This window comes from Agrobacterium sp. SORGH_AS_0745, assembly GCF_030818995.1.
In the GTDB taxonomy this organism is placed as follows: Bacteria; Pseudomonadota; Alphaproteobacteria; order Rhizobiales; family Rhizobiaceae; genus Agrobacterium; species Agrobacterium tumefaciens.
Genome location: NZ_JAUTBI010000003.1, coordinates 1 through 20221 on the forward strand (window position 1 = coordinate 1; position 20221 = coordinate 20221).

Genomic DNA, 20221 nt, shown 5'->3' on the forward strand with positions numbered 1-20221 from the left:
CCAGCCCCAATGGCGAACGTTTGCAGGCGATCCTCGCCAATATCGATATTCCGCCGCTGGAGCCCGTGCCGGAAGACCACGTCCTGACGCGGTCTTTCTACCTGCTCACCAATTTCCCCGGCCGTTACAACGGCTCGCCGCTCTGGGTGGAATCGCGCCAGGGGGCGGCGAAGACTACCTCCGGCCTCTCTTCCTCCGGCGATGGCGTGACGCCGATCATGATAACAGGCAATGATTTTGCCGGCGCATGGGCCGTCGATGCGCAGGGCGCACCGGTGCTGCCCACTGTGCCGCCAGACGAGTTGCAGCGCGAACATGCGTTTCGCTCTGGCGTCAACATCATGATGTATATGCTGACCGGCAACTACAAGGCCGATCAGGTACACGTTCCCGCACTTCTCGAACGGTTGGGTCAGTGACATGACATTGACATTCGCCCCCTTCCTGCCGTGGATCGTGATTGCCGTTCTGGCCGTCGCCGCCCTTCTTCTCTCCTTCATCGGCCTGTGGCGCGGCGTGCGCGGCGCATGGCTGCGCGGGCTGGCGCTTGTCGCCCTGCTTGCCGCCATCGCCAATCCGCTTTTGACCCAGGAGGAACGCGAGCCTCTCTCCACAATCGTCCCCGTTATCGTCGATCGATCGCAGAGCCAGGACGTGCAGGACCGACCGCAGATGACGGATACGGCGCTTGCCGCGCTGAAAGACCGGCTGTCGCGCTTCCCGCGCATCGAACCGCGCATCGTGGAAGTGCGTGATGATGGTGAGAGCGATTCACCTTCGACGCAGCTTTTCTCGGCCCTCTCCTCCGCCGTCTCCGATGTTTCGCCCTCCCGTGTCGGCGGTGCGATTTTCCTCAGCGATGGCCAGATCCATGATATTCCGAATGCTCTGCCCAATGCCGAACAGGCGCTTGGTTTCCGCGCTCCCCTCCACGGGCTGATCACCGGCAAGGCCGATGAATTCGACCGTCGTATCGAAATCGTCCGCGCGCCCCGCTTTGGCATCGTCAACGAGGAACAGCAACTGACGCTGCGCGTCTTCGATGATGGCCGTGCAGCCGCAGGCGGTGGTTCGGCGGAAGTAACCGTGAAGATGAACGGCGAAGAAATCGCCACCTTGCAGGCCACACCCGGCCAGCCGACACCCTTCACTTTCAAGGTTCCGCGCGGCGGCAACAATGTCATGGAATTTTCCGTCGCCGAGCTTCCCGGCGAAGTGACGGCCGCGAACAACCGTGCGGTTCACCTGATAGAAGGCATCCGCCAGAACCTTCGCGTGCTGCTGGTCTCCGGCGAGCCGCATGCGGGCGAGCGCGCCTGGCGCAACCTCCTGAAATCCGACGCCTCGGTTGATCTGGTGCATTTCACCATTCTGCGCCCGCCGGAAAAACAGGACGGTACGCCGATCAACGAACTGTCGCTGATCGCATTCCCCACACGCGAATTGTTCGTGGAAAAGATCGAGGATTTCGACCTCATTATCTTTGACCGCTATCAGCATCGCGGCGTGCTGCCGATCCTCTATTACGATTACATCGCGCAATATGTCGAAAAGGGCGGCGCGCTCTTGATCGCCGCAGGCCCGGAACATGCCGGTCAGGATTCGATCGCCATGACGCCGCTTGCATCCGTGCTACCGGCCCAGCCGACAGGCCAGGTGCATCAGTCCGCCTTTTATCCTCGCCTCTCGGAAGCGGGCAAGAAACACCCCGTTACCCGCGGGCTGGACGGGTCAGCCGATGAGCCGCCGCATTGGGGCCGCTGGTTCCGCACCGTCAGCGTCGAGCCGCCGCAGGGCCAGACCGTGATGCTGGGTGACGGGCAAGACCCGCTGCTGGTGCTGAACCGCCAGGGTGAAGGCCGTGTCGCCATGCTGCTTTCCGATCAGGGCTGGCTTTGGGCGCGTGGCTACGAAGGCGGCGGCCCGCATGTGGCACTTTACCGGCGCATCGCCCACTGGCTGATGAAGGAACCGGAGCTTGAGGAAGAGGCGCTGACAGCGCGCGCCAACGGCCGCACATTGCAAATTACCCGCCAGACCATCGGCGACGACCCCGGTCAGGCAAGCGTGCATTTCCCCTCGGGCAAAACCGAAAACATGGCCTTCAACAATACCGAGCCCGGTCTTTACAAGATCGAGCGTCGCATGGACGAGACCGGCCTGTTCGAAATCAAGAACGGCGATTTCACTACGCTCGTCCATGTCGGCGCGGTGGATGCGCCGGAATTCAAGGCAATGATTTCGACAACCGAAACGCTGAAGCCGCTTGCCGACGCTACCAAGGGCAGCGTGCACCGTGTCGCCGACAATTCGGGCCGCGTGGCACTGCCCGATATCCTGCCTGTCAGGGGCGATATCAGGGTTGCCGATGAGGATCGCATGCTGATACGCATGACCGACGAGACGGTGCTGAAAGGTGTCAACACCCTACCGCTGTTTGCCGGTTTTGCCGGGCTTGCCGCCCTGCTCCTTGCTTTCTCCGCGCTCTGGTGGCGTGAGGGCCGGTAGGAACTTTCCGGTGGAAGCTCAGGCGCTTTCACGTCTCGCAGTGGAAACGAGAAACGGCCGCCGCTCGGCGACCTGGGAAAGATAATCATGAATTTCGTTTTGAGCGACATCGCGGATGCAGAAGCTGAAAAGGCCATCCGCGATCCCCTGGTGGCCTATAATCTCGCCCGTTTTGGCGAAAGCGACAAACGCGAACTCATCATCACAATCCGCGACGATGAGAACACCGTCACCGGGGGTCTTGTCGGCTATACCGGCCGCGGCTGGCTTTATGTGCAGCTTCTCTTCATCCCCGAGACCTTACGCGGTCAAGGCACAGGCGCGAAGCTTCTCGGCATGGCGGAAGAGGAAGCGAAAAAGCGCGGCTGCATGGGCGCTTATATCGACACGATGAACCCGGATGCGCTGAGGCTTTATGAGCGCTGCGGTTTCACCAGGATCGGCTCGCTTGCCCCGCTCTCCAGCGGCCAGGCGATCACATGGCTTGAAAAGCGTTTCTAATCCGTTCGAAAGAAAGCGGTTGGCGCAGCAGTGTCAGGAGAGCGCCACCCGCCGCGTTTCCGCGTTGATCATCGTTGCGGCAATCGCAGCCAGCACCAGCAGCCCAGCGAAAATGCCGATGGCGAAACCGAAGCCCTGCGCGATGGCATAACCCAGCAACGACGGCGCCAGAAGGCCGCCCAGCCTTGCCATGGCGCCCGCAGCCCCCATGCCGGTCGCACGCGATTCCGTCGGGTACAATTCGGGCGTGAAGGCATAAAGCGCACCCCAGGTGCCGAGCAGCGCAAAGCTCATGATCAGAAGCGACGTGGCGATCATTGCGCCGCCTGTAGCGAGCGTGAAGAGCAGGCAACCGAGGGCGGACAGCAGGCAGAAACCGATCAGCGTCGGCTTGCGGCCCCATTTTTCAACGCCATAGGCGGCAAGCGCATAACCGGGGATCTGCGCCAGTGCCACCAGCACGAGGAAACCATAACCGCGCACGAAGCCGAAACCGTCTCCCGCCAGTTTTGCCGGCATCCAGGTGAAGACGCCATAATAGGAAACGGAGACAAGGAACCAGATGGCAAGGATCATGATGCTGCGCTGTCTGAGCGCCGGCGAAAATATCCCCTGTCCTTTCGAGACCTCCGGCTGAAAAAGCCCTGTCCCGGCATCAAGTGGCGCGCGGCCGTTTACCACCAGCATACGGTTGACGATGACCTTGGCTTCGTCCGATCGGCCTCTTCGCACGAGGTAAAGCGGCGATTCGGGCACCATGAACCGTAAACCCAGACCCACAACGGCTGGGAAAGCCGTAACCGCGAAAATATAACGCCAGGCATCGGCAACACCGGCAAGGCTTGCGCCCCACGCTGCAAGCGCCACGATCAGGGTTCCGATGGCCCAGAAGCCTTCCAGCATGACCAGCCAGCGACCCCGGTTCTTTGCGGGCAGGAATTCCGCCATCATCGCATAATCCACCGGCAGGGTGCCGCCGACAGCCGCACCCGTTAGAAAACGCAGCACAAGAAGAATGGCAAAGTTCGGCGCAAAGACGGAAAGCACACCGAACACGGCATCGCAGGCCACGGTGACGATCAACACTCGGCGGCGACCGTAACGGTCCGCCAGACGCCCGAAACCGGCAGCGCCTAAAAGCATGCCAAAGAAGAAGGCCGTTCCGGTTTGAAGGGCCTGCGGAACAGTCAGGCCAAACGTTAGGGCAATCGAGGCGGCAGTGAAGCCGACCGCCAGCACCTGCATGGCATCCGCTGCCCAGACGAGGCCGAAAATACCCATCAACCGCCGCTGATAGGCGCCCGCACCTGCGCGTTCCAGCGCATCGTTCATGGTGATTGCCGTCATATGCTCGCCCCCGTGCCGAAATCGACTATCGAGTGCTATCGCATAGGGGAAAGAAACGGAATTGAATTTTGCGAAGTACGATGCATGGTTTCAAGGCAGAACACCATCCCGTCATCTTTAGCGAAATAACCGGCCAGTGTATGGGCGACTCAACGCTCCGTCCCTCATTTCTGTGCCTGTCACAGGAATGAGGGAAAAGGACGCACTGGTGAGGGGCGGAAAATCCGACGTAACAAAATCCGTCAGCCGTAAACCCGAAGAGGCTCTTCGAAGCCGTCGTCTTCCGCCTGGGCTGCAGGCATGGCGGCCTCGCATTTGCGCCAGCCGATCTTGCCCTTCAGCCGCTGGTGCACGTCGTCACCAACAGGCACGACCAGCACCCGGTTCGGATCCACCGGGCCCGGAAAATCAAGCGCGGCGTAGGCGACCTTTTCGAAACCAAGCGGCATGTAATAGGGCGGATCGCCGATCAGAATGACGGCCTCCGAACCCTTCCGCCGGGCGGCAGCGATGGCAATCCGGACGAGTTCACGACCGATGCCCATGTTCTTGTGCGAAGGCCGCACGGCAAGCGGGCCGAGCATATGGCCTTTCACCCCACCGGCCAAAACCGGCGTCATGCGCACCGAAGCGATCGTCTCGCCATCATCGGCGCAGACGAAGGACAGCGACCGGTCATGCGGACCCTGCTCGCGAATGCGCGCGGCGGCACGGGTGTGCCGACCGGGGCCGAATGCTTCTTCGTTGATGATTTCGATGATGGCGTCGTGCGACGCGTCCTCGGTAAGGTAGACAAGATCGTGCTTGGACATGAAGAGACCGAAACTTCCAAAATGCGGATGCGACAATAGATGACGGCTGCGCCGGTAAAGGCGTTCAGGAGCGTCAGCGTCGTCGGAGCATCCGTGTTTCGATCATAATCTACGATTTCCTCAGATTTGTGAAAATCGCAATTATCAGGAAAATTCCCACCCGTCCAGAACAAATCTCGGCACTATCCCATTCAGCCCATGCAAGACCGGAAACGCATTGTTCAATGCGCCACGGGTTCGCGGCACCGCGCTAAACGGTTAGAATTGCGGTTAAGGAAACAATCAAGGAGATCGTCATGGGCATGCTGGTGGAAGGCGTATGGAAAGACGTCTGGTACGACACCAAGGAAACCAAGGGGCACTTCAAGCGCAGCGCCTCGCAATTTCGCAACTGGGTAACGGTGGATGGCGCGCCCGGACCTTCCGGCGAAGGTGGCTTCAAGGCCGAGAGGGATCGCTACCACCTCTACGTGTCGCTCGCCTGCCCCTGGGCGCATCGCACCCTGATTTTCCGTAAACTGAAAAAGCTGGAAGACCTGATTTCCGTCTCTGTCGTCGATCCGCTGATGCTGGAAAACGGCTGGGAGTTCAGACCGGAAGGCGAACGCACTCCGGGTGCGACCGAGGACCACCTCTTCGGCTTCTCCACACTGTGGCAGGTCTATACCAAAGCGGATGCCAACTATTCGGGACGGGTGACCGTGCCGGTACTGTGGGACAAAGAACGCGGCACCATCGTCTCCAATGAATCGGCCGAAATCATCCGCATGTTCAACGTGGCCTTCAACGACCTCACCGGATCGGAGGCGGATTATTATCCCGAAGCACTGCGCGCCGACATCGATGCGCTGAACGACGTTATCTACGACACCGTCAACAACGGCGTCTACAAGGCCGGTTTCGCCACCACCCAGGATGCTTATCAGCAAAATGCCGTGAAGGTGTTTGAAACGCTTGATATGCTGGAAGACCGGCTGGAGGACCGCCGTTTCCTGTTCGGTGCAGAACAGACGGAAGCAGACTGGCGTCTCTTCACCACGCTGGTGCGATTCGACCCTGTTTATGTCGGCCACTTCAAGTGCAACATCCGCCGCATTCACGATTACCCGCATCTCACGGGTTACCTCCGCGACCTCTACCAGACACCAGGCGTGCCGGACACAGTCGATATCCGCCACATCAAGGAACATTATTACCGCAGCCACCTCACCATCAACCCGACAGGTATCGTGCCCGTTGGCCCGGAACTGGACCTTACCATGGCCCATAGCCGTGAGACGCTTGCCTAACGGCAGAGACGCCGCCGCTACCAGTAGTCGGCAATCGCCGCCTTGCCGGAAAGTTCGGCAAGGCGGCGGCGGGTGGCGGGCGTCACATTTTCCGGCAGGTCCGAGAGATCAAAAAAACCGCTTTCGGTGATTTCATGATCCGGTGTTTTCGGCGTGGTCTGGGTGACCTGAAGCCGGTAGAGCGCAACATGATCGCGGTTGCTGCCTTCCAGATTGAGGTAGACATGGACAAGCTCGGGGGTCGACGTAGCCTCGAGATTGCCTTCCTCGCGGATTTCCTTGTTGAGCGCCATCAGCAGCGTTTCGCCGCGTTCCACCCCGCCGCCGGGCAGATACCAGCCGGGCAGATAGGTATGCCGCACCAGAAAAATCCGTCCCGCATCATCGAAGCAGAGCGCACGTACACCGAGGGTGGCACCGCGTGTGAACAGAAAAACGAAATGAAGCAGGCGGATAAGGATACGCGTGTGGAACGGACGGGCCTGCCGCTCGGTTCTCTCGTCATTCACCCTGGTTTCTCCTTGCCGGCAGGCTTTTATTGGACGTGCCGCATATCATAGGTTATCTCTGCCGCCATGTTCAAACTTGCGCATATTTCAGACGTCCATCTCGGGCCATTGCCAAAACTTACTTTCCGGGAACTTGCATCCAAGCGTATCACCGGTTTCGTCAACTGGCACCGCAACCGCCGCAAGCACCTTTTCACCGACACGCTGGAAAAGCTGCTCGATGATCTCGAAGCCAAATCGCCGGATCATCTGGCTATTACCGGCGATCTCGTCAATCTTGCGACAGGCATTGAAATTCGCGCCGCCGCCGACTGGCTGGAAGAAGTCGGCGACCCTGAAAAGATCTCGGTCGTTCCCGGCAATCATGACGCCTATGTTTCCGGCGCGCACGACAAGGCCATGCGCGCCTGGTATCCTTATGTGCGTGGCGATGGCGACCCGGCGGAATGGGACGATGACCGCAAGATTTTCCCCTACATGCGCGTGCGCGGTCCCGTCGCACTGATTGGCTGCTCCACCTCGATTGCAACGCCGCCCTTCTCGGCCACCGGCTATTTCGGCAACCGTCAAGCACGCGCAACCGCGGAACTCTTAAAAAAAGCCGGTGAACAGGGGCTGTTCCGCGTGGTGATGATCCATCACCCACCGATCCGCGGTGCGGCGGCTGCGCACAAGCGCATGTTCGGCATTCGCCGTTTCGCGGCAGCGCTTGGCGTTGGCGGCGCCGAGCTCGTGCTGCATGGCCACACCCATTTGAACACCGTATACTGGCTGAATACTCACCACGGGCAACAGCACATCCCGGTCGTCGGCATCGCCTCCGCCAGCCAGGGACCGGGCGGCGAAAAACCGCGCGCGGCCTATAATCTCTTCCATATTTCCGGTGGCCCCGGCACCTGGAACGTCGCCTGCGAACGCCACAGTCTCAACGACACCGGAACGGGTATCGGGCTTGAAGATATCAGGGTATTTTATGAGAATGGTAGGCCGTTGGGGTTTTAGCGGCTGGGGGGATAAACTCCGGAGTGTTGAGGTTAGAGTCTGTGGCTCACCCCCTCTGCCCTGCCGGGCATCTCCCCCACAAGGGGGGAGATCAGCAAGACGCTCTTTCGTCAATTCATTCTGAACGTTGAGATGGGCGAGACCGTACCTCAGGTCGATCTCCCCCATTGTGGGGGAGATGTCCGGCAGGACAGAGGGGGGTAAAACCCACCCTCAAACCCCCACTTACCTAGCTCGCTCTTCCAGCACCCGATTGGCCGCCGAAACAATCGCTTCCAGCGAAGCGCCAACAATATTCGTATTCACCCCGGCGCCGAACAATTTTCCGCCCGGATGCTCCATCTCAACATAGGCAATGGCGGAAGCATTGGACCCATGTTGCAGCGAATGCTCGGAATAGTCATTCACCGACAGATCGATGCCGAGATAGACCGACAGCGCATTGATGAACCCGTCGATAGGACCGGTGCCCTTGCCCTCGATGCGCTTCACCTCACCGTTATCGGTGATTTCGGCGGCGACAATGCGTACGCCCTTGAAATCGCCCGCCGGATAGGTGTGGTGATCGACGAACTTGATGCGCGCATTCGGCTGCGTCACGTAACGCTCCATGAAGCGCTCGTAGATGCGCTTGGCCGGCAGTTCCACGCCCTCTTCATCGGTGATGCGCTGGATGTCTTCGCGGAACTCCACCTGCAGGTTGCGCGGCAGGTTGATGCCGTAATCCTGCTGGAGAATATAGGCGATTCCGCCCTTACCGGACTGCGAATTGATGCGGATGATCGCTTCGTAGGAGCGGCCGACATCCTTCGGATCGATCGGCAGATAGGGCACTTCCCATACCGGGTGATTGGCAACCTTGATCGCCTTCATACCCTTGTTGATCGCATCCTGATGCGAGCCGGAAAACGCCGTATAGACCAGTTCGCCGACATAAGGGTGGCGCTCGGGGATCGTCATCTCGTTCGAATATTCGTAGACCGCCTTGATGCGCTCAATATCGCGGCAATCCAGCTCAGGATTGACGCCCTGCGTATACATGTTCAGCGCCAGCGTCACGACGTCGACATTGCCGGTGCGCTCGCCATTACCGAACAGCGTGCCCTCGACGCGGTCCGCACCGGCCATCAGAGCGAGCTCCGTCGCAGCGATGCCAGTGCCGCGGTCGTTGTGCGGATGCAGCGAAATGATGACGTTTTCGCGATTGTCGATATTGCGGCACATCCATTCGATCTGGTCGGCATAGATGTTCGGCGTGGCCATTTCGACTGTGGAAGGCAGGTTCAGGATCAGCTTGTTATCCGCCGTCGGCTTCACCACCTCGACCACGGCATTGCAGATTTCCAGCGCCACTTCCAGCTCGGTGCCGGTAAAGCTTTCCGGAGAATATTCGAAGCGGAAACCGCCGCCGGCCTTGGCCGCCATGTCGGTGATCATCTTGGCGGCATCGACAGCAATCTGCTTGATGCCGTGTACATCCTTGCCGAATACCACGCGGCGCTGCAATTCCGAGGTGGAGTTGTAGAAGTGGATGATCGGCTTGTTGGCGCCTTCCAGCGCTTCGAAGGTGCGGGTGATCAGTTCTGGACGGCACTGCACCAGCACCTGCAGGGAAACATCCTCAGGCACATTGCCCTGCTCCACGCACCAGCGGGCAAAATCGAAGTCCGTCTGCGAAGCGGAAGGGAAACCGATCTCGATTTCCTTGAAGCCCATTTCGAGCAGCAGCTTGAACATGCGGGCCTTGCGGTCGTGGCCCATGGGGTTGACCAGCGACTGGTTGCCGTCACGCAGGTCCACCGAACACCAGATCGGTGCCTTGGTGATGGTCTTGCCCGGCCACGTGCGGTCAGGAATATTGATGGTCGGGTAAGGGCGATACTTGACGTTCGCGTCCGACATGCCTTTGGAAATATTGGTGATCTTGCCGTCCATTTCGCTTCCTCCTTGCGCATTCCGCGGGCTTCTCGAGCCATCGGCGGATGCGCGGCCCTCAAGGGCCTAAATCCAGTATAAAATGAGATTTCGAGATGAGGAGCGTTTGCGCCAGCGGGCTTTCGGCCGCCGGGCGCTCCTCACTGGACCCGGCAACCGCGTGTAAGGTCGAGGCTAAGAAGCGAGAGTGCACCGCACGGAGAGGCAATCGCAGAAATCTGCGCGCTCATGCCGGAAATGGTTGCGATGCTGTTGCTCATGGGCAAGCTTATAATCGGCGAGATATTTGGATGCAAGGGCTATTGTCTCTTCAATCCTTTTACGAAACCAGTCAAAGCCATCATCAACCCGCCACCGATCAGCCCCCAGAAGGCACCGGAGACACCGGCGAAGGAAAGGCCGGAGGCGGTGATGAGGAAGGTGATCGCCGCAGCCTCGCGTGTTTCCGGATCCTTGAAAGCCGCAACGGCAGAGCCGGAAAAGGCGCCCACCAGTGCAAGCCCCGCCACCGCCTGAATGAGGATAGGCGGCGCCAGTGCCACGAAAGCCGTGACCGCGCCCGCCAGCAGGCCGAAGACGATGTAGCCCACACCGCCGATGATCGCCGCCCAATAGCGCCGTTTCGGATCGGGATGGGCGTCCTCGCCAGCGCACATCGCCGCCGTAATCGCGGCAAGATTGACTGCATGGCCGCCGAAGGGTGCGGAAAGCAGTGAGAAGAAGCCGGTCGCCGCGAAAAGCGGTCCGGGCTGCGGATCGTAGTGATTGACCTTCAACACTGCGATACCGGGAATATTCTGTGACGCCATGGTGACTATGAAGAGCGGCAGCGCGATGGAAATGACGGCGTGCAGGCTGAAGACGGGCGTCACCCACTCCATCGGAGGCGTCAGCGATTGCGCCACACGGTCAAGCGCCCCCGCCGGAATATCGACACCGAAGATCATCACCAGCACGAAAGCGGCGAGTGCCGCAGGCACGGCGAAAAGTCGTTTAAAGGCTCCCACCACGATCCAGGCAAGAATGATCGGCAATCCGAGGGCCGGGTTAAAGCCGATCGCCTTGATCGGCGCAAAACACAGGCCGATGATGACCCCGGAAAGCATGGCGTTGGCAAGTGGCGCTGGAATGGAGGCCACCGCCTTTCCGAGCGGCCGGAACAGGCCGGCAATGATGATCAATATGGCGCAGATGATGAACCCGCCCACGGCGGCCGGAAAACCGCCCTCGATCACGCCCGTGGTCGCCAGCAAGGCTGCACCAGGTGTCGACCATGCGATGCTGACGGGCATCCGCGTCGCGACTGAAAGCGCTATCGCGCAAACCCCCATCGCCACCGAAAGCGCCATCAGCCCAGACGCCGCCTCGAAATCCGTCGCACCGACAGCCTTCAGGCCCTGCAACACCACGGCGAAAGAACTGGCAAAGCCGACAAAGGCGGTCAGGCACCCCATGAACAGGCTCTGTATGGAAAAATCTTTCATCAACATGGCGGTTCCCGGATCTTCTGTTTCCCTTGAAGATCAAAAAACCCAACCGCTGGCAAGATGCCCGCAGGCTGAACAGGTACGCCTTTTACCAGCGCAGAAAACGCGAACCGGCAAAAGCGCCGATAAGGCCGGTGATGAAAATGCCAAGCGAATACCAGATCAGCACGAAAGCCATGCCGTTTTCGGTGCAGAACCAGGAATAAACCCAGGCTCCGGCTGCACCCGCCGCAATGCCTGCCACAAAACCTGCCAGGGCTGGATCAGCCGGGGCTGAGCGCTTGAGAACTGAAAAATTCGCCAGGAATACCGGAAGCGCGAAAGCGACGATCAACAACGGGCAATGCAGCGCGGACGACCCCAGAACAAGCGTCCTGTAATTGTCCGGAAAGGCAAACCCCAGCTGTACGAGCGCTATCGCCGCCATCACAACGAAAATTAGCGCAAGCCAAACGAAAAGGCAGCCGCTGTTCCCCTCGGGGCGGGTAAGGCGGCCGACCGCGAAAAACGCAGTCAGGGCCAGCAGGGCGTTATAGGCGGACTTGATCCAGAAACCCAGCTCGGTCAAGGCGTCGTGCATGTCGACCCGCGGCCCGAGAATGGCAAGCATCAGCAACAGCGAAACGCCAAGGCCGGGCAGGACGGCCAGCGCCAGCCGACGCTCCAGTGACAAGGCAGGCACGGGCTTGAGTCCGCTTGCCAGTTGTTCAATGATGTCTTCCGTCTTCCTCACGTTTCGCCTCGCAACTTTGCCGCCAGCATTTTAAGCGTCCTGTGAATGCCGACCCTCGCCGCAAGCTCGGTCTGGCCGGATTTTTGGGCCGCTGCGGCGATTGACTGACCCTCGAGTTTTACCCTGCGAATGAGGTCGCGTTGCCGCTGCGGCAACTCGTCGAGCAACCGTTCCACATCCATACGTGCCGTGACCTGATCGACGGACGATCCCGCTTCCAGCGTCTCATCAAGTTCCACTTCCGAAAGCTGGCGCGCACCCCTGCCCCTGTAGTGATCGATGAGTTTGTAGCGCGCTATCGAAAAGAACCAGGCGGTAAAAGGCCTTGCTCGATCATAGGTCTCGCGTTTGGCGTGAAGCGACAACAGGGTTTCCTGAACGAGATCTTCCACATCCCCCCGTGAAGCGGTCCTCATGCGCCGGTCGAAATAGGCTGTCAGCAGCCTGCGTAGGGCATGGAGCAAATGCCTGTAAGCGCCCTCGTCCCCATCGAGGGAACGCAGCATCAGCATTTTTAATGTCTCTTCCGAAAGGCTGCCTGTCATCGTCACTATCGGGTTATTCGCAATCGGCGGGATATTGTTACATAATGGCGTGAAAAGAATCTCGCCCGAATATGATTTCACAAACGCGTGAGCGTGTAACGACACACGGGCCCCCACCGAATGGACAATCGTGAGCCCCGGTGCAACGCCGGCGGACATTTAATGACGTCCAGAGGAGATCTTTCATGACCCGCATTTTTACCGCCATCGCCACCGCTTCCATGCTGTCTGTTCTTTCTTTCGCAGGCATCGCCCATGCCGACGGCATGAAAACCGATATGACGAAAATGCACAACGACACCATGAAGACGCAGACGATGAAAAAAAGCGACATGTCCATGGCATCCAAAAAGGACTGCATGCACAAGGCTGACATGGAAATGAACAAGATGAAAAAAGCCGACATGATGAAGGCCTGCAACACGATGAAGTGATGCCGGCCGAACATTCAGTGCACATGACCGGAAGCGGCACGTATCATCCGGCCTGAATGAAAAAAGCCCGTGCCGGTTTCCACCGGCACGGGCTCTCTCAACTAAAAATCAAAACCTTAGACTTCCGACTGGCTCTCAACGATCTTGCCGACGAGGCCGTAGCCCTTGGCTTCTTCAGCGCCGAGCCAGTAATCGCGATCGATGTCCTTGGCGATCTTTTCTTCGCTCTGGCCGGTGGCCTTGGCGAAGATCTTGATCAGGCGCTGGTTCATCTTGATGATTTCGCGGGCCTGGATTTCGATGTCGGATGCCATGCCGCGCGTGCCGCCGGAGGGCTGGTGCAGCAGGAAGCGGGTGTTCGGCAGGCAAAGGCGACGTTCCTTCGGCACCGAAACATAGATCAGCGCGCCAGCGGAAGCGACCCAGCCCGTACCGATGATATAAACCTTCGGCTTGATGAACTTGATCATGTCATGGATCGAATCACCCGATTCGACATGGCCGCCCGGCGAATTGACGTAAACGCGAATGTCGTCGTCGCTGGCGGCGGCAAGTGCCACGAGCTGCGTGCAGACCTTCTGCGCCAGTTCCTGCGTGATGCCACCATAGATGAAGATCGAACGCGACTTGAAAAGATTCGCTTCCGTTTCCTTGCCGATCGGCAGTTCCTTGCTCTTGTCGTCTTCGTCTTCGTTCATCAGCGGCTCTCCAGCGTAATTCATGCATGCCCTTCGGACATAGTGCGACTTGTTACGTAAGGCAATGAGCAAAAAAGGCAAGGTTTGCGCCCCAACAATAAACATCGCCCCCGGCAGATGACGCATGGACAGCCTCTCCGGGTTCGCGGTATCGTCAGGTCCTCATTGCAGTGCCGCCGATTGCGGGAACCCCAAGATCCCCTTGCTGGCGGCGATAATCAAAAGAGGGAATCATGCTGAAAAGACTAAGCCTTGCTGCCGCAGCGCTCGGCGCCACCGCCCTGCCCGCTTTCGCCCATTTGAACCCGGAAGAACACGGCTCCTTCATGGCTGGCGTCTCCCACCCCTTCTTCGGTGCGGATCATATTCTGGCAATGGTTGCCGTCGGTCTCTGGGCATCGCAGATCGCCATGGCGCAGAATGACCGCAAGGCGCTGTGGATCGTGCCTGCCGCCTTCGTCGGCACCATGGCCATTGGTTTCCTGATGGCCGTTTATGGCATCGGCCTTCCGTTTGTCGAACCGGCCATCCTGGCCTCCGTCATCGGCCTCGGCCTGCTGGTCACGATTGCGGCAAAGCTGCCGACGGCAGCCGCAGCGGCCGTGGTCGGCGCTTTTGCCCTTTTCCACGGCCATGCCCATGGCGGTGAACTCGGCAGCGCCGGCGCCCTGCAATTCGGCATCGGTTTCATGATAGCAACCGCGATCCTGCACCTCGCGGGCATCGTGCTTGGCCTGCGCATTGCCCGTTTCGGCTCGGCCGCAAGCCGTACCGCCGGCGCGCTGACGGCAATAGCGGGCCTTTCGCTTGCCTTCGGCGGGTGACGATCATTACCGAAATTTAAAGTTTCGGCCGCTTTGAAAAGCCTGAATTTGGACCTACCTCCTTATCGTTGATTTCCGCTTCACGGTAAGGAGGCATCATATGTCACCGGAAGAAAGCCAACTTCTCAAGGCCCTGTTCGACAGGACAAAAGCCGCATCCGCCACTCCGCGCGACCGCGAGGCGGAAATATTGATCGCAGATGCCGTGCGCGATCAACCCGCAGCCCCCTATTATCTCGCCCAGGCGGTGATCGTTCAGGAAAAGGGTCTGGAAGCGGCAGCAGCACACATCCAACAGCTCGAAGACCGCATCCATGCGCTGGAAAGCGGTAATGCGGCCCCGCAAGCAGCCGCACAGGGTGGTTTTCTGAGTTCGATCTTCGGCACCGGCCAACAGCAATCACCTGCTCCGGCGCCCGTCTCTCCACCGCCCCAGACATCATGGCGCAACGATACCGCAGGCCAGACAGCCGGTCCCTGGGGCTCACCAGCAGGCCGCGCACCTGATCAGCAGCCCGGTGGCCTCTGGAGCCAGCAACCCGCAGCAGCCGGACGGTCCGGCGGCGGTTTCCTGCAAGGTGCGCTCGGCGCTGCTGCAGGTGTTGCCGGCGGCATGCTGCTCGCCAATTCGCTGAGCGGTATTTTCGGCAACCACGCATCGTCGCTCGGCATTGGCTCGCCATTCGGCGGCGGCAATCCGCTGGGCAACAACGCACCGGTCGAAGAAACCGTCATCAACAACTACTACGGCGACAGTTCCTCCCAGCCGGACAATAGTAACGATGTCCAGCAGGCCGACTACGACGACAGCGCCGATGACGATTTCGATCAAGGCGACGACGGGTCGTTCGCCTGAACGTTTTCAACAGTGAAAAGCCGGATCAGCCGCGGCCGCGATAGGTCGGCACACCCTGATCCGGCAACCACACGCCCTCGGGCACCGGTCCGGTCTGCCAGAAAACATCAATCGGAATACCGCCGCGCGGATACCAGTAAGCGCCGATGCGCAGCCATTTCGGCTGCAACAGCTCCACCAGCCGCCTGGCGATATAGACCGAGCAATCCTCGTGAAATGCGCCGTGGTTGCGGAAGGATTGCAGGAACAGCTTCAGCGACTTCGATTCCACCAGAAAATCACCGGCAATATAGTCGATGACGATATGGGCGAAATCCGGCTGTCCGGTCATCGGGCAAAGCGAAGTGAATTCGGGTGCTGTGAACCGCACCACGTAATCGGTACCGGCATTGCCGTTCGGCACCTTTTCGAGAATGGCCTTTTCCGGGCTCTCGGGCGTATCGACCTTCGCGCCCAGCTGCGACAGGCTGGAAACATCCGTCACGGACATGGAAAACTCCTGCTTATTCAAACGATCACTTTGACGCCATGCGCCTTTTCGCCTTCCGGCTCAACGTGAATGGCAAGGCTGGCACCCGGTATGACTTCCCTTATGGCATCTTCAAGGCGGTCGCAAATATCATGCGCCTCCCGCACCGTCATCGGGGCGGGAACAACGACGTGGAAATCGATGAAGGCGGCCGAACCGGCACGGCGGGTTCTAAGATCATGCACGCCGATGATGCCGACGGAATTTTCGGCGATCGCCTTCTTGATCGCCTCGTCTTCTTCCGGTTCCACCGCCCGGTCCATCAACCCGCCGAGCGAATGCAAAATGACCTTCGATCCCTGGAACAGGATGTTGATGGCCACCAGAATGGCGAGCAGCGGATCGAGAATGGCGTAATCCGTCAGAAGCGCCAGAACCAGGCCGACCAGCACGCCTGCCGACGTTACGACATCCGACATGATATGATGACCATCAGCCTTGAGGGCTGGTGAAGCGTATTTCCGGCCGACGCGGATGAGGATTGTCGCCCAGACGGCGTTGATGACGCCCGCTGACGCGTTGATGGCAAGACCGAGAACCGGCGCTTCCGGCAGCTTCGGGTTGAAGAGACCACCCCAGGCTTCCTGCACGATCAGAAGTGCGGCGACGACGATCAGCACGCCCTCGACGACAGCCGAGATATATTCCGCCTTGTGATGGCCGAACTGGTGATCGTCATCTGCGGGCTTCTGCGCATAACGGATGACGAAATAGGCAATGAAGGCCGCAACAACGTTGACGGTCGATTCCAGACCGTCCGACAGCAGCGCTACCGACCCTGTGACCCACCACGCCACGAGCTTGAGGCCAAGCACGCCGAAAGAAAGTGGAATGCCCCAGAATGCGAGCTTCCTTACCAGTGCATTGCCTTCAGTGTTCATTTTTTGCCCCCGTGCGGATGCGAACGAATTGCAGAACTGACCGCCAAAACGCACGAACCGCGCGCACGGGGTCTCCGTGCACGCGGTTCGTTATTTGCGCTTCCTATCGTTCAAACCGCAGCCGAGGTCAAGACCCATGCGGTCACGTCGAAGACGTCACCCCTCGCTTTTCTGCTCACAGAAACGGATACGGTTGCCGAATGGATCGATGACTTCCATGACATCGCCCCAAGGCAATTCTTCGACACCAGGCTTCAGGAAGCGATAGTCTTTGCCGACCAGCTCTTTTTGGAAGGCATGCACGCCGTGCATGGTGGCGAAGATATTGGAGCCCGGCGTCGCGTCGCCATGATGGCCGCTGAGGTGAAGCCCCATTCCGGCCCGCGAAACCTGCATGTAGAGCGGGAAGTTTTCGCCGAAGCGGTGTTCCCAGTCGACCTTGAAACCGAGAAAATCAACATAGAATTCCCGCGCCTTGGCCTCATCGAAAATTCTGAGAATCGGGAATATCCGCGCAAAGCCAATGTGAGGAAGGTTTTCCCCACCCGCCGCGCTTGCATCCCGGGCGTCCAGGTCACTGCCCATTCTGCTTGCCCCTTGTCAGGCGACGGAGATGGTACCGGCCGCAACGGATGCGGCCGGTACGCCTTATCCTTATTCGGCTGCGACGATCTTGCCGTCCTGCCACTTGTAGAGCGAGAAAGCCTGCGACGACAGGTCGCCACTCTCGCCATAGGTGACCTTGCCGATCGCCGTGGCAAAAGCGTCACCGCTCTTCAGAGCCGTGATGACCGCTTCGGAATCCTTTGCGCTTCCAGCCTTCTCGATGCCGGCCTTCAGCACTTCGACGGCAGCGTAAGCGTTAAGGGTGAAGGCTTCCGCAGGAATGTTGGCGGCCTTTAGAGCTTCGGCAGCAGCCTTGGAATCCGCGTTCTTCAGGGCGTCGGAGGCGTTGGTGAAGATCGTGCCTTCACCAGCCTTGGCACCGATGTTCCAGAACTCGCTGTTCGACAGGCCGTCACCGCCGATAACGGCAGCCTTGGCGCCGATATCGTTCAACTGACGCACCAGAAGACCGGCTTCCGGATGGTAACCGCCGAAATAGACGATATCGACATTTTCAGACTTGAGGCGGGCCGTCAGCGCGCCGAGATCCTTTTCGCCTGGTGTCAGCGCGTCATAGAGAACTTCGGTAACGCCACCGGCATTCAGCGTGGTCTTGAAGGCATCCGCCAGACCCTTACCGTAAGCGCCCTTGTCGTGAATGATGGCGACCTTCTTGTCCTTAAGCTTGGCAAGAACGTATTTCGCCGCAACTTCGGCCTGCTGGTCGTCCCGACCGCAAGTGCGGAAAACATTGGCAAGGCCACGGTTCGTCAGGCCCGGCGAGGTCGCCGTGGGGGTGATCATCAGGACACCGTTTTCAGCAAACACGTCCGATGCCGGAATGGCAACGCCTGACGTGACCGGACCGACGACGAAATGGATGCCTTCGGCAACCAGCTGGTTTGCGGCCGACACACCCTGCTTCGGCTCGCCGCCATCGTCTGCGAGCTTCAGAACGACCTGCTCTCCGAGAATGCCGCCCTTCTTGTTGATTTCATTGACTGCCGTCTGGGCGCCGTTCTTGACCTGGTCGCCATAGGCGGCGACGGGACCGGTAAGCGGCGCAATCAGGCCGATGACGATTTCGGCATGGGCAAGCGGTGCGAATGCGAAGGACGCTGCAAGCGTCACGCTGGTCAATGTCTTCAGTTTCATCCTGGTGTCTCCTTGGAAATGGGGTCTCAGCCCCGATGAGCGCCTTGGGCGCCGACCGAATGAAACTTCGCGGACGCCTCCCGGCGAAAACCCGTTCCATTTTTGAATTCCGAGCCTTCATTTCAACTCATACGGAAGGTTTGATGGCTTATGCAAGTCACCTTTGCTGGATAAGGTCTATTCGCGGTAAATCTATCGTCAGGCCAGGCTCGATCGTGTCATCGAAACGGGCAAGCGCAACGGCGTAAACGCTTGGCGTTTGGTCGCCGCAGGAGGATAATGGCGGCATGATAACAGCAGATGACGAATTTCTGACGGGTCTGCCCGTCTTCCGACATTTCGAGGACGTGGCCGACCCGGCGCTTTATCGCGCCCTGCCGCCGGGATGGGCGCTGGCCATTGCCGATATCATCGATTCGACAGGGGCGATCGGCACCGGCAGATATAAGTCCGTCAACATGGCGGGCGCTGCGGTCATCTCAGGCATATCGAACAGCCTCGGGCGTCACGACCTGCCCTTCGTGTTCGGTGGCGATGGAGCCGCAGTTGCGGTGCCACCGAACGGGATACCCCTTGCGCGCACCGCCCTTTCGAACGTGCAGCGCTGGGTGAAGGACGATCTCGATCTTTCGATGCGTGTGGCGCTTGTTCCGGTGGAGGACATACGCAACAACGGTTTCGATGTGCGCGTCGCGCGCTTTCAGGCAAGCGAGGATGTTTCCTACGCCATGTTTTCGGGCGGCGGCAACAGCTGGGCCGAGGCGCGGATGAAGGAGGGGCAATATGCCCTGCCTACGGTTGCGACAGGCGGTCGGCCGGACCTGACCGGCCTTTCATGCCGCTGGAACCCCATTCCGGCAACCCATGGCAAGGTAGTGTCGATCATCGCAATGCCGGGACCCTCACTGGATATGCCGGCATTCCGCCAGCTGGTCATCGATCTCGTCGATCTGGCCACGCAGGACGCAAGACAAGGCCACCCCGTGCCGGAGGATGGGCCGAAACTGGGCTTCGTGCGGGAAGGCCTCGGTCTGGAAGCCAGGGCAGGTGCGGCCTATCACGATAGCTGGGGCAAGGTGCGCCGTTCGCTCCGCATTCTCGGTGAGAGCTTCCTCGTGAATTTCCTAGGCATGACGGGATTGTCGCTCGGACGGTTTAATGCGGATCGCTATCGGCGCTCGGTTGCCAGCAACACCGATTTCAGGAAATTCGACGATGGCCTGAAAATGACGGTTGATATCGACGCCGAGAGGCTCGAAAAAATCCGTGCGCGGCTGGAGCAGGGGCGCCTTTCCGGCACCTGCTATTTCGGCCTGCACGAGCAGGACGCCGCATTGATGACCTGTATCGTGCCCTCCCCGCTTTCGAAGGACCATATGCATTTCGTCGATGGTGCCGACGGTGGATATGCGGCTGCGGCAAGCCGGCTAAAGCAACAGATACAGGCTGCGTCTTCGCCCTGAGTGGCGCGGGCGACTTTTCACCGCATTACATGCGAGCCAGACGCCAAAAAAAGAAAAAACCGGCGTCATGCGCCGGTTTCAACGGAATGGCACCGTCGGGCCCGTGG

At 59.5% G+C, this 20221-nt stretch carries 21 protein-coding genes; 9 read left to right on the forward strand and 12 right to left on the reverse strand.

What is annotated here, in order from left to right; genetic code table 11:
* The 3 genes from QE432_RS09960 to QE432_RS09970 all read left to right on the forward strand — a co-directional run.
* Nucleotides 1-419: DUF4159 domain-containing protein (locus QE432_RS09960; protein WP_306624054.1), on the forward strand; the 419-nt coding region annotated here is incomplete at its 5' end.
* A gap of 1 nt (nt 420) precedes the next feature.
* Nucleotides 421-2508 (forward strand): hypothetical protein, encoded by a 2088-nt coding sequence (locus QE432_RS09965; RefSeq protein ID WP_306624056.1) that lies wholly within the window; start codon nt 421-423, stop codon nt 2506-2508.
* An 87-nt stretch (nt 2509-2595) separates the two neighbouring features.
* The gene (locus QE432_RS09970; RefSeq protein WP_019565197.1) at nt 2596-3009 is read left to right on the forward strand and encodes a GNAT family N-acetyltransferase; all 414 of its coding nucleotides are present in this window, start codon (nt 2596-2598) and stop codon (nt 3007-3009) included.
* A gap of 33 nt (nt 3010-3042) precedes the next feature.
* Here QE432_RS09970 and QE432_RS09975 read toward each other — a convergent pair whose 3' ends face one another.
* Together QE432_RS09975 and QE432_RS09980 are read right to left on the reverse strand one after the other, a co-directional pair.
* On the reverse strand, nt 3043-4356 hold the full coding sequence (locus tag QE432_RS09975) for an MFS transporter (protein WP_065659143.1): 1314 nt from the start codon (nt 4354-4356) through the stop codon (nt 3043-3045).
* A 242-nt stretch (nt 4357-4598) separates the two neighbouring features.
* Nucleotides 4599-5168, reverse strand: a complete 570-nt coding sequence (locus QE432_RS09980; RefSeq protein WP_013636617.1) for a GNAT family N-acetyltransferase — start codon at nt 5166-5168, stop codon at nt 4599-4601.
* 296 nt (nt 5169-5464) lie between these two features.
* Between QE432_RS09980 and QE432_RS09985 the strand changes: the two genes are divergently transcribed.
* On the forward strand, nt 5465-6457 hold the full coding sequence (locus QE432_RS09985) for a glutathione S-transferase family protein (RefSeq protein ID WP_111783599.1): 993 nt from the start codon (nt 5465-5467) through the stop codon (nt 6455-6457).
* A gap of 17 nt (nt 6458-6474) precedes the next feature.
* Here QE432_RS09985 and QE432_RS09990 read toward each other — a convergent pair whose 3' ends face one another.
* Nucleotides 6475-6966, reverse strand: a complete 492-nt coding sequence (locus tag QE432_RS09990; RefSeq protein WP_111783600.1) for an NUDIX domain-containing protein — start codon at nt 6964-6966, stop codon at nt 6475-6477.
* Between the two features lie 66 nt (nt 6967-7032).
* On the opposite strand from QE432_RS09990, the gene QE432_RS09995 reads away from it, so the two are divergent.
* Nucleotides 7033-7968 carry a metallophosphoesterase family protein gene (locus QE432_RS09995; RefSeq protein WP_306624065.1) on the forward strand — a complete coding sequence of 312 codons (936 nt, stop codon included), beginning with the start codon at nt 7033-7035 and terminating at the stop codon, nt 7966-7968.
* A gap of 225 nt (nt 7969-8193) precedes the next feature.
* Here QE432_RS09995 and leuA read toward each other — a convergent pair whose 3' ends face one another.
* From leuA to QE432_RS10015, 4 genes are all read right to left on the reverse strand, one after another.
* Nucleotides 8194-9903, reverse strand: a complete 1710-nt coding sequence (gene leuA / locus QE432_RS10000) for a 2-isopropylmalate synthase (RefSeq protein ID WP_111783602.1) — start codon at nt 9901-9903, stop codon at nt 8194-8196.
* A gap of 299 nt (nt 9904-10202) precedes the next feature.
* Entirely contained in the window at nt 10203-11390 is a 1188-nt protein-coding gene (locus QE432_RS10005; protein ID WP_174002868.1) for a benzoate/H(+) symporter BenE family transporter, read from the reverse strand.
* Nucleotides 11391-11478: 88 nt separating this feature from the next.
* Nucleotides 11479-12123, reverse strand: coding sequence for an NrsF family protein (locus QE432_RS10010; protein WP_111783603.1), 645 nt, complete (start codon nt 12121-12123; stop codon nt 11479-11481).
* Nucleotides 12120-12635, reverse strand: a complete 516-nt coding sequence (locus QE432_RS10015; RefSeq protein WP_306625922.1) for a sigma-70 family RNA polymerase sigma factor — start codon at nt 12633-12635, stop codon at nt 12120-12122. The genes QE432_RS10010 and QE432_RS10015 overlap by 4 nt, the downstream gene beginning before the upstream one ends.
* Nucleotides 12636-12853: 218 nt before the next feature.
* Here QE432_RS10015 and QE432_RS10020 point away from each other — a divergent pair, with 218 nt between their 5' ends.
* On the forward strand, nt 12854-13102 hold the full coding sequence (locus QE432_RS10020) for a pentapeptide MXKDX repeat protein (protein ID WP_025594191.1): 249 nt from the start codon (nt 12854-12856) through the stop codon (nt 13100-13102).
* A gap of 116 nt (nt 13103-13218) precedes the next feature.
* On the opposite strand, the gene QE432_RS10025 is transcribed toward QE432_RS10020, so the two are convergent.
* Entirely contained in the window at nt 13219-13800 is a 582-nt protein-coding gene (locus QE432_RS10025) for an ATP-dependent Clp protease proteolytic subunit (RefSeq protein ID WP_003513567.1), read from the reverse strand.
* A 233-nt stretch (nt 13801-14033) separates the two neighbouring features.
* On the opposite strand from QE432_RS10025, the gene QE432_RS10030 reads away from it, so the two are divergent.
* Nucleotides 14034-14624, forward strand: a complete 591-nt coding sequence (locus tag QE432_RS10030; protein WP_003513569.1) for a HupE/UreJ family protein — start codon at nt 14034-14036, stop codon at nt 14622-14624.
* Nucleotides 14625-14724: 100 nt separating this feature from the next.
* Nucleotides 14725-15480: a DUF2076 domain-containing protein gene (locus QE432_RS10035; protein WP_065659138.1), complete on the forward strand. Its 756-nt coding sequence runs from the start codon at nt 14725-14727 to the stop codon at nt 15478-15480.
* A 25-nt stretch (nt 15481-15505) separates the two neighbouring features.
* Here the strand turns inward: QE432_RS10035 and queF are convergent, their stop codons facing one another.
* From queF to QE432_RS10055, 4 genes are all read right to left on the reverse strand, one after another.
* Entirely contained in the window at nt 15506-15970 is a 465-nt protein-coding gene (gene queF / locus QE432_RS10040; RefSeq protein WP_013636627.1) for a preQ(1) synthase, read from the reverse strand.
* Between the two features lie 17 nt (nt 15971-15987).
* A complete protein-coding gene (locus tag QE432_RS10045; protein ID WP_306624073.1) occupies nt 15988-16890 on the reverse strand; it encodes a cation diffusion facilitator family transporter in 903 nt (300 codons plus the stop codon).
* A 156-nt stretch (nt 16891-17046) separates the two neighbouring features.
* Nucleotides 17047-17475, reverse strand: a complete 429-nt coding sequence (locus tag QE432_RS10050) for a glyoxalase superfamily protein (RefSeq protein WP_019565188.1) — start codon at nt 17473-17475, stop codon at nt 17047-17049.
* 69 nt (nt 17476-17544) lie between these two features.
* Complete coding sequence (locus QE432_RS10055; RefSeq protein WP_038491843.1) at nt 17545-18651, reverse strand: branched-chain amino acid ABC transporter substrate-binding protein; 1107 nt, start codon at nt 18649-18651, stop codon at nt 17545-17547.
* Nucleotides 18652-18938: 287 nt separating this feature from the next.
* Here QE432_RS10055 and QE432_RS10060 point away from each other — a divergent pair, with 287 nt between their 5' ends.
* Nucleotides 18939-20114, forward strand: a complete 1176-nt coding sequence (locus QE432_RS10060; RefSeq protein ID WP_306624075.1) for a DUF3095 domain-containing protein — start codon at nt 18939-18941, stop codon at nt 20112-20114.
* Nucleotides 20115-20221 lie beyond the last annotated feature (107 nt).